This window comes from Ensifer sp. (assembly GCF_035999135.1).
Classification (GTDB): Bacteria; Pseudomonadota; Alphaproteobacteria; order Rhizobiales; family Rhizobiaceae; genus Ensifer.
In genome coordinates, this window is record NZ_DASYGZ010000034.1 from 1 (window position 1) to 6,632 (window position 6,632).

Below are 6,632 nucleotides of genomic sequence, written 5' to 3' on the forward strand. Positions count from 1 at the left end.
GCGCTTACGGCTGGCAACGTTGACTACCGTACGAAGGCCAATGGCCGCGTGTACGTGTCTGTAATGCCGAAAGCCGAAGCAGCGGAATAAGCCGGTAGCGCTCTAAAACAGCCGGCGTCTCATCGACCCGGCTGACGCACCAGATGGTTCCAAGCCAGACTTAAAGGGGAGATGGGGCAAGACCCAATCTCCCCTTTTTCGTTTCTGGAGGACGAACCATGCACACCGAACTGTTGAGGGAAGACCAATCACGGTCTCCCGAACAAAGGCTGAGGCCCCAACGGTCAAGGACCGATTGCCCGATATTGTTGTCACCCCGGCTCGTTCTGCGCGCCCCCCATGAAGACGATATCGACGCCCTTGCCCATCTTGCCAACAATGCCAATGTCGCGACCATGGTCTCGCGCATGCCGCACCCGTATACGACGGCTGACGCCGCCGACTTCGTGCGACGCGCGAAAGCCGGCACGATTGGCAAGTGCGTCTACGCGATTACCAAAGCGGACAATGGCGCATTTCTCGGTTGCTGCGGTATCGAACCGCATCCGGACGGCAAGACGGCGGAACTCGGCTACTGGCTGGGCGAACCCTACTGGAACCAGGGCTACGCCACCGAGGCGGCCCAGGTCCTGACCGACATGGCGTTCCGCACCCGCGACATCGACCAGATCGATGCGCGCTGCAGGGTCATGAACCTCGCGTCCCGAAGGGTCATCCAGAAGTGCGGCTTCCAGTTCCAGGGAAGCGGCATGGTCGGCAGCCTGGCGCTCGGCAGCTCGATCGCCGTCGAGTGGTACCGGCTGGACCGGAAGACCTGGGTCTCCTTGAGAAGCTGGGGAGGCATGCGATGAACGCGCTCGTTTCCGAACGCCAGCGGGTCGTCGCCCGCCCCGGTCCCGGCCCCTGCCCGGTCATCGAGACGAAGCGCCTGGTGCTGCGCCCGCACCGGCTGAGCGATGCCGAGGCGATCGCCCAGTCGCTCAGCGATTTTCAGGTCGCGCGCATGCTGGCACGCGTGCCGGCACCCTATGACCTGCAGGATGCGTGCGATTGGTTGGCGCGGCTGACTTCGGGACTGACGCCCGACTGGACACTCGCTCTCACCACCGGCGACGATGTCCATATCGGCTGCGTCGGCATCGAGCTCAGGCACGGCCAATGGCATGTCGGCTACTGGCTGAACCGCTTCTACTGGGGCAAGGGTTACGCTTCTGAAGCGGCTTACGCGGCGGTCGAACGCTTCTTCCGCCGCATGCCCGATACGACCCTGCATTCCGGCGTCTTTGCCGACAATCCGGGATCGCTGAAGGTGCAGGAGAAGATCGGCTTCAAGGTCACCGGATGCTCTCAGGTCTATGCGCTCGCCCGCAACGCCATGGTCGCGCATATCGAGACGCAGCTGACGGCCGCGGACCTTCGCCGCCCGCATTGAATTCAATCCCCCCGCAAGGATCGCCTTTGCGGGGGGATTTGTTCAGGCAAGCGTGAAGCCAACAGGCAAGTGGTCGGAGCCCTTGGCCTCATAGTCCGTCCAGGCATCCTCAAGCCGCGGAACGAGGCCGGCGCTCAAGAAACAATAGTCGAGGTTCATGCGCTTTTCGGGGTTTTCGGGATGGATCCAACTATAGCTTTCAGGCGTCAGCCGACCGAGATGGGCCGCCGCATCGACCGGGTTTTCAAGCCGCAGCGAGCGACCATAAAAGGCGTCGCGCGAACCGACCATCGCGCAGTATTCCGGGCTCTCCGGCTGCATGTTGAAGTCGCCCATGACGACGAAATCCTCAGGGTGCGGCGGCTCGGCGAGACCGAAGTCGGCCGCCCCGGTGATCGCCCCGCCTTCGAGCGGATAGCCGAGAAGCCGGTCCTTGAGATAGCGGATCTGGGCGATGCGCTCGGCGGGCAGCACATGATCGAGATGCACCGAATAGACCCGGAGCGGCCCACCGGGTGTCGCGATCAACGCTTCGGTCGCGCCGCGCTGCAGGTTCATCGGGCTGATGGTGCGCGTGCGCGGCAGGGAAATCAGCCGCGTCGCGAGGATCGGCCAGCGCGACAGGATCATGTTGCCGAACTGGAAGCGGCGGCTGACGGCGCGGCCGTCTTCGATCGTCGAGCCGATGTCGATGTCGCAGGGCGCATGAAAAACGGCGAAGTGACCCGGAAACAGCTTTTCGAACCGGGCGACCAGATCGACGTGGTCATTGCGGTGAAAGCCGCGCGTCACTTCCTGAAGCGCAATGATATCGGCGCCCTGAAGCGACGCGGCGATGCGTTCGGGGTCGAAACGACCGTCAAGACCTATGCCGTATTGGATGTTGTAGCTGACGAAGCGCACGATATTCTTTGACCTCCGAATAAACCGCCTATATCGATGGCGGCAAAATAAGACCGTGCACTTAAACGAAACAGATGGCAGCCAAATGAAATTTCTCGACGAAACGAAAGTCTATATCCGCTCCGGCGACGGCGGCGCAGGCGCCGTCTCGTTCAGGCGCGAGAAGTTCATCGAATTTGGCGGCCCTGATGGCGGCGATGGTGGCCGCGGCGGCGACGTCTGGGTCGAGGCGGTCAACGGCCTCAACACCCTGATCGACTTCCGCTACCAGCAGCATTTCAAGGCCAAGACCGGCCAGCACGGCATGGGCCGCAACCGCACCGGCGCCGGTGGCGGCGACGTGACGCTGAAAGTGCCGGTCGGCACGCAGATCTTCGAGGAAGACAACGAGACGCTGATCGTCGACATGGTGGCCGAGGGCCAGCGCTACCGGCTGGCCGCCGGCGGCAATGGCGGCTTCGGCAACGCGCATTTCCGCTCGTCGACCAACCAGGCGCCGAACTGGGCCAATCCGGGCCTTGAAGGCGACGAAAAGACCCTTTGGCTGCGGCTGAAGCTGATTGCCGACGCCGGTCTCGTCGGCCTGCCGAACGCCGGCAAGTCGACCTTCCTTGCCGCGTGCACCCGCGCCCGCCCGAAGATCGCCAACTACCCCTTCACCACGCTGCACCCCAATCTCGGCGTCGCCACCGTCGACGGCAACGAATTCATCATCGCCGACATCCCGGGCCTGATTGAAGGCGCCCATGAAGGCGTGGGCATCGGCGACCGCTTCCTCGGCCATGTCGAGCGCACCCGCGTGCTGCTGCACCTGGTGTCGGCACAGGAAGAGGATGTGGCCAAGGCTTACAAGACGGTGAGATACGAGCTTGACGCCTATGGCGGCGGCCTGGAAGACAAGCCGCAGATCGTGGCGCTGTCGCAGATCGACATTCTTGACGAGGACGAATTGAAGGCAAAGGCCAAGGCGCTGGCAAAGGCCTGCGGCGAAAAGCCCCTTCTGCTTTCGGCCGCCGTCGGCACGGGCATGACCGACGCGCTGCGGGCGCTGCGCAGCGTTATCGTCGCCGCCAAGGCCGGCGAAGGCTTGGGCGAGGATAACGCCTGACATGACCAAGACCCGCAAACCGCTTCAAAAGTATCGCCGGGTCGTCATCAAGATTGGTTCGGCCCTTTTGGTCGACCGCGCGACCGGGCTGAAGAAGGCCTGGCTCGACGCCATGTGCGCCGACATCGCCGCCCTCAGGGCGGGGGGTGTCGAGGTCCTGGTCGTCTCCTCCGGCGCGATCGCGCTCGGCCGCACCGTGCTCAACGTGCCTGCGGGCGCACTGAAACTCGAAGAGAGCCAGGCGGCCGCTGCCGTCGGCCAGATCGCGCTCGCACGCGCCTGGTCGGAGAGCCTGTCGACCGACGCGATCGTCGCCGGCCAGGTGCTCTTGACCTTGGGCGATACGGAAGAGCGCCGCCGCTACCTCAACGCCCGCGCCACCATCAACCAGCTGCTGAAGCTCGGCGCCGTGCCGATCATCAACGAGAACGACACGGTCGCAACCACCGAAATTCGCTATGGCGACAATGATCGCCTCGCCGCCCGCGTCGCCACCATGGTCGGCGCCGACCTCCTGGTGCTGCTGTCCGACATCGACGGGCTCTACACCGCCCCGCCGCACCTCGACCCGGACGCCCGCTTCCTCGAAACGATCGCCGAGATCACCCCGGAGATCGAGGCGATGGCGGGTGGTGCCGCGTCCGAGCTGTCGCGTGGCGGCATGCGCACCAAGATCGACGCCGGCAAGATCGCGACGACCGCCGGCTGCGCCATGATCATCGCTTCGGGCAAGCCCGACCATCCGCTGGCGGCAATCGAGAACGGCGCCCGTTCGTCCTGGTTCGCGCCGTCGGGCTCGCCGGTCACGGCACGCAAGACCTGGATTGCCGGGCAGCTGCTGCCGGCCGGAACGCTCAGCATCGACGCCGGCGCCGAAGAGGCGCTGCGCTCCGGCAAGAGCCTGTTGCCGGCGGGCGTCCGGGAGGTGACCGGCAGCTTCAGCCGCGGCGACACCATCGCGGTGCTCGGCACGTCCGGCCGCGAGATTGCCCGTGGGCTTGCCGGCTACGACGCAGACGAAGCCCGCCAGATCGCCGGCAAGAAATCGGCCAAGATCGCCGCGATCCTCGGCTATGCCGGCCGTGCCGCGATGGTCCATCGCGACGATCTGGTCATGACCGGAAAACGCGCCGAATTAGACGGCAGCCGGAAGGATGAGGTCCATGCTTGACGAGGTGAGGAAGAAGGACGACGTCGAGAGCGTCATGCTGGAAATCGGCCGGCGGGCCAAGGCCGCCAGCCGACCGCTTGCCATTGCCGGCGCCGAGCGCAAGCAGGCTGCCCTCATCGCCATGGCCGATGCGATTGTTGAGCGTAGCGACGCGATCCTTGCGGCCAACGCCATCGACCTTGAAAACGCCCACGAAAGCGGGGTCGCCGCGTCGTTCATCGATCGGCTGACACTCACCGAAGGCCGCATTCGCGACATGGCGAACGGCATCCGTGCCATCGCCGAGTTCAAGGATCCGGTCGGCGACGTGATTGCCGAATGGGATCGCCCGAACGGGCTGCATATCGAGCGCGTCCGCACGCCGCTCGGCGTCATCGGCGTGATCTATGAAAGCCGGCCCAACGTGACGGCCGACGCTGGCGCGCTGTGCCTGAAGGCCGGCAACGCCGTCATCCTGCGCGGCGGCTCCGACAGCTTCCATTCCTCGGGCGCGATCCACGCCTGCCTGGTCGAGGGGCTGAAGGCCGCGGGCCTGCCGGAACATGCGATCCAGATGGTGCCGGTTGCCGACCGGGCGGCCGTCGGCGCCATGCTTTCCGGCCTTGGTGGCACGATCGACGTGATCGTGCCACGGGGCGGCAAGAGCCTCGTCGCCCGCGTCCAGAACGAGGCGCGCGTGCCGGTCTTTGCCCATCTCGAGGGCCTCTGCCACATCTATGTCGACGCCTCTGCCGATCTTGCCATGGCGGAAAAGATCGTCGTCAACGCCAAGATGCGCCGCACCGGCATCTGCGGTGCTGCCGAGACGCTGCTGATCGACCGCAGTGACGCTACACGCCTGGCAAAGCCGCTGTTGAGCGCCCTGCTTTCGGCCGGCTGCGAAGTGCGCGTGACGGACGAGCTTGCCGGAACGGTCGACGGCCTGAAAGCCGCCAGGGACGAGGACTGGGCGACCGAATATCTCGATGCGATCATTTCCGTGAAGCTGGTCGACGGCATCTCGGGCGCGATCGAGCATATCGCCACCTGGTCGTCAGCCCATACGGAAGCCGTGATCGCCGAGGATCCTGATGTGGTCGAACGCTTCTTTTCGGAGATCGATTCGGCGATCCTCCTGCACAACGCTTCGACCCAGTTTGCCGATGGCGGCGAATTCGGCATGGGCGGCGAGATCGGCATTGCCACCGGCAAGATGCATGCGCGCGGCCCTGTTGGCGTCGAGCAACTGACCTCCTTCAAATATCGGGTGCGTGGTGCTGGACAGGTCAGGCCCTGAGGTGACGGCGGGCAAGGTCAACGCCCGCTACCTGCGCATGCCCCATGTCGAAGACGGCATGGTGGTCGGCCTTTTCGGCGGATCCTTCAATCCGCCGCACGAGGGCCATGTGCTCGTCGCCGATACCGCGATCCAACGCCTCGGACTGGACCAGCTGTGGTGGATGGTGACCCCCGGTAATCCGCTGAAGGACCGCAACAACCTTGCGCCGCTTGCCGATCGCATCGCCATGAGCGAGGAAATCGCGCCCGATCCGCGCATCAAGGTGACCGCCTTCGAGCAGGCGCTTGGCCAGAGCTACACCGCCCGGACGCTTGAGCGGGTGCAGGCCCGCAACCGCAATATCCGCTTCGTCTGGATCATGGGCGCCGACAACCTCAAGGGCTTCCACCGCTGGCAGAACTGGCAGAAGATCGCGCGCACCTTCCCGATCGCGGTCATCGACCGGCCGGGCTCGACGCTTGCCTATCTCTCCTCGCGCATGGCCAAGACCTTCGACTATGCCCGCATCGACGAAAGCGATGCGCGGCGCCTGGCGTTCTACCAAGCCCCCGCCTGGACCTTCATTCACGGGCCCCGCTCGTCGATGAGCTCGACCGCGCTCAGGGCGGGAAAGCCGACGTGAATTCCTGTGATTCACTTCTGCTGTCTTGAAACCGCTACCGTTTGATGCCTACATTCATGGACGGTTCGATCTTTGTTCGAATCGAAAGTGCCTGTTCTGTTCTATGGAAAGGAAAGA

7 protein-coding genes and 1 pseudogene are annotated in these 6,632 nt (G+C 64.6%); 7 read left to right on the forward strand and 1 reads right to left on the reverse strand.

The genetic code is table 11. The annotated features are described in order from the left end of the window. From VGO12_RS02515 to VGO12_RS02525, 3 genes and pseudogenes are all read left to right on the forward strand, one after another. Nucleotides 1-90: pseudogene (locus tag VGO12_RS02515) on the forward strand (50S ribosomal protein L27); the annotation flags it as partial. 128 nt (nucleotides 91-218) lie between these two features. After that, nucleotides 219-851, forward strand: coding sequence for a GNAT family protein (locus VGO12_RS02520; RefSeq protein ID WP_327511169.1), 633 nt, complete (start codon nucleotides 219-221; stop codon nucleotides 849-851). After that, entirely contained in the window at nucleotides 848-1,432 is a 585-nt protein-coding gene (locus tag VGO12_RS02525; protein WP_327511170.1) for a GNAT family N-acetyltransferase, read from the forward strand. Before VGO12_RS02520 ends, VGO12_RS02525 begins: the two co-directional genes overlap by 4 nt. A 42-nt stretch (nucleotides 1,433-1,474) precedes the next feature. On the opposite strand, the gene VGO12_RS02530 is transcribed toward VGO12_RS02525, so the two are convergent. After that, a complete protein-coding gene (locus tag VGO12_RS02530; protein WP_327511171.1) occupies nucleotides 1,475-2,335 on the reverse strand; it encodes an endonuclease/exonuclease/phosphatase family protein in 861 nt (286 codons plus the stop codon). A gap of 85 nt (nucleotides 2,336-2,420) precedes the next feature. Here VGO12_RS02530 and obgE point away from each other — a divergent pair, with 85 nt between their 5' ends. The 4 genes from obgE to VGO12_RS02550 are packed head-to-tail and all read left to right on the forward strand — an operon-like array spanning nucleotide 2,421 to nucleotide 6,515. Then, nucleotides 2,421-3,443 carry a GTPase ObgE gene (gene obgE, locus VGO12_RS02535; RefSeq protein WP_327511172.1) on the forward strand — a complete coding sequence of 341 codons (1,023 nt, stop codon included), beginning with the start codon at nucleotides 2,421-2,423 and terminating at the stop codon, nucleotides 3,441-3,443. Nucleotide 3,444: 1 nt separating this feature from the next. After that, on the forward strand, nucleotides 3,445-4,614 hold the full coding sequence (gene proB / locus VGO12_RS02540) for a glutamate 5-kinase (RefSeq protein ID WP_327511173.1): 1,170 nt from the start codon (nucleotides 3,445-3,447) through the stop codon (nucleotides 4,612-4,614). Next, entirely contained in the window at nucleotides 4,607-5,890 is a 1,284-nt protein-coding gene (locus tag VGO12_RS02545; protein WP_327511174.1) for a glutamate-5-semialdehyde dehydrogenase, read from the forward strand. The genes proB and VGO12_RS02545 overlap by 8 nt, the downstream gene beginning before the upstream one ends. A gap of 37 nt (nucleotides 5,891-5,927) precedes the next feature. Beyond that, nucleotides 5,928-6,515, forward strand: coding sequence for a nicotinate-nucleotide adenylyltransferase (locus VGO12_RS02550; RefSeq protein ID WP_327511175.1), 588 nt, complete (start codon nucleotides 5,928-5,930; stop codon nucleotides 6,513-6,515). Nucleotides 6,516-6,632: the final 117 nt, after the last annotated feature.

Bases quoted from the DNA above. Each gene is read 5' to 3' on its own strand.
- VGO12_RS02550 (WP_327511175.1), top strand. From the start codon at position 5,928: ATGCCCCATGTCGAAGACGGCATGGTGGTCGGCCTTTTCGGCGGATCC.
- VGO12_RS02545 (WP_327511174.1), top strand. From the start codon at position 4,607: ATGCTTGACGAGGTGAGGAAGAAGGACGACGTCGAGAGCGTCATGCTG.
- proB (WP_327511173.1), top strand. From the start codon at position 3,445: ATGACCAAGACCCGCAAACCGCTTCAAAAGTATCGCCGGGTCGTCATC.
- VGO12_RS02525 (WP_327511170.1), top strand. From the start codon at position 848: ATGAACGCGCTCGTTTCCGAACGCCAGCGGGTCGTCGCCCGCCCCGGT.
- obgE (WP_327511172.1), top strand. From the start codon at position 2,421: ATGAAATTTCTCGACGAAACGAAAGTCTATATCCGCTCCGGCGACGGC.
- VGO12_RS02520 (WP_327511169.1), top strand. From the start codon at position 219: ATGCACACCGAACTGTTGAGGGAAGACCAATCACGGTCTCCCGAACAA.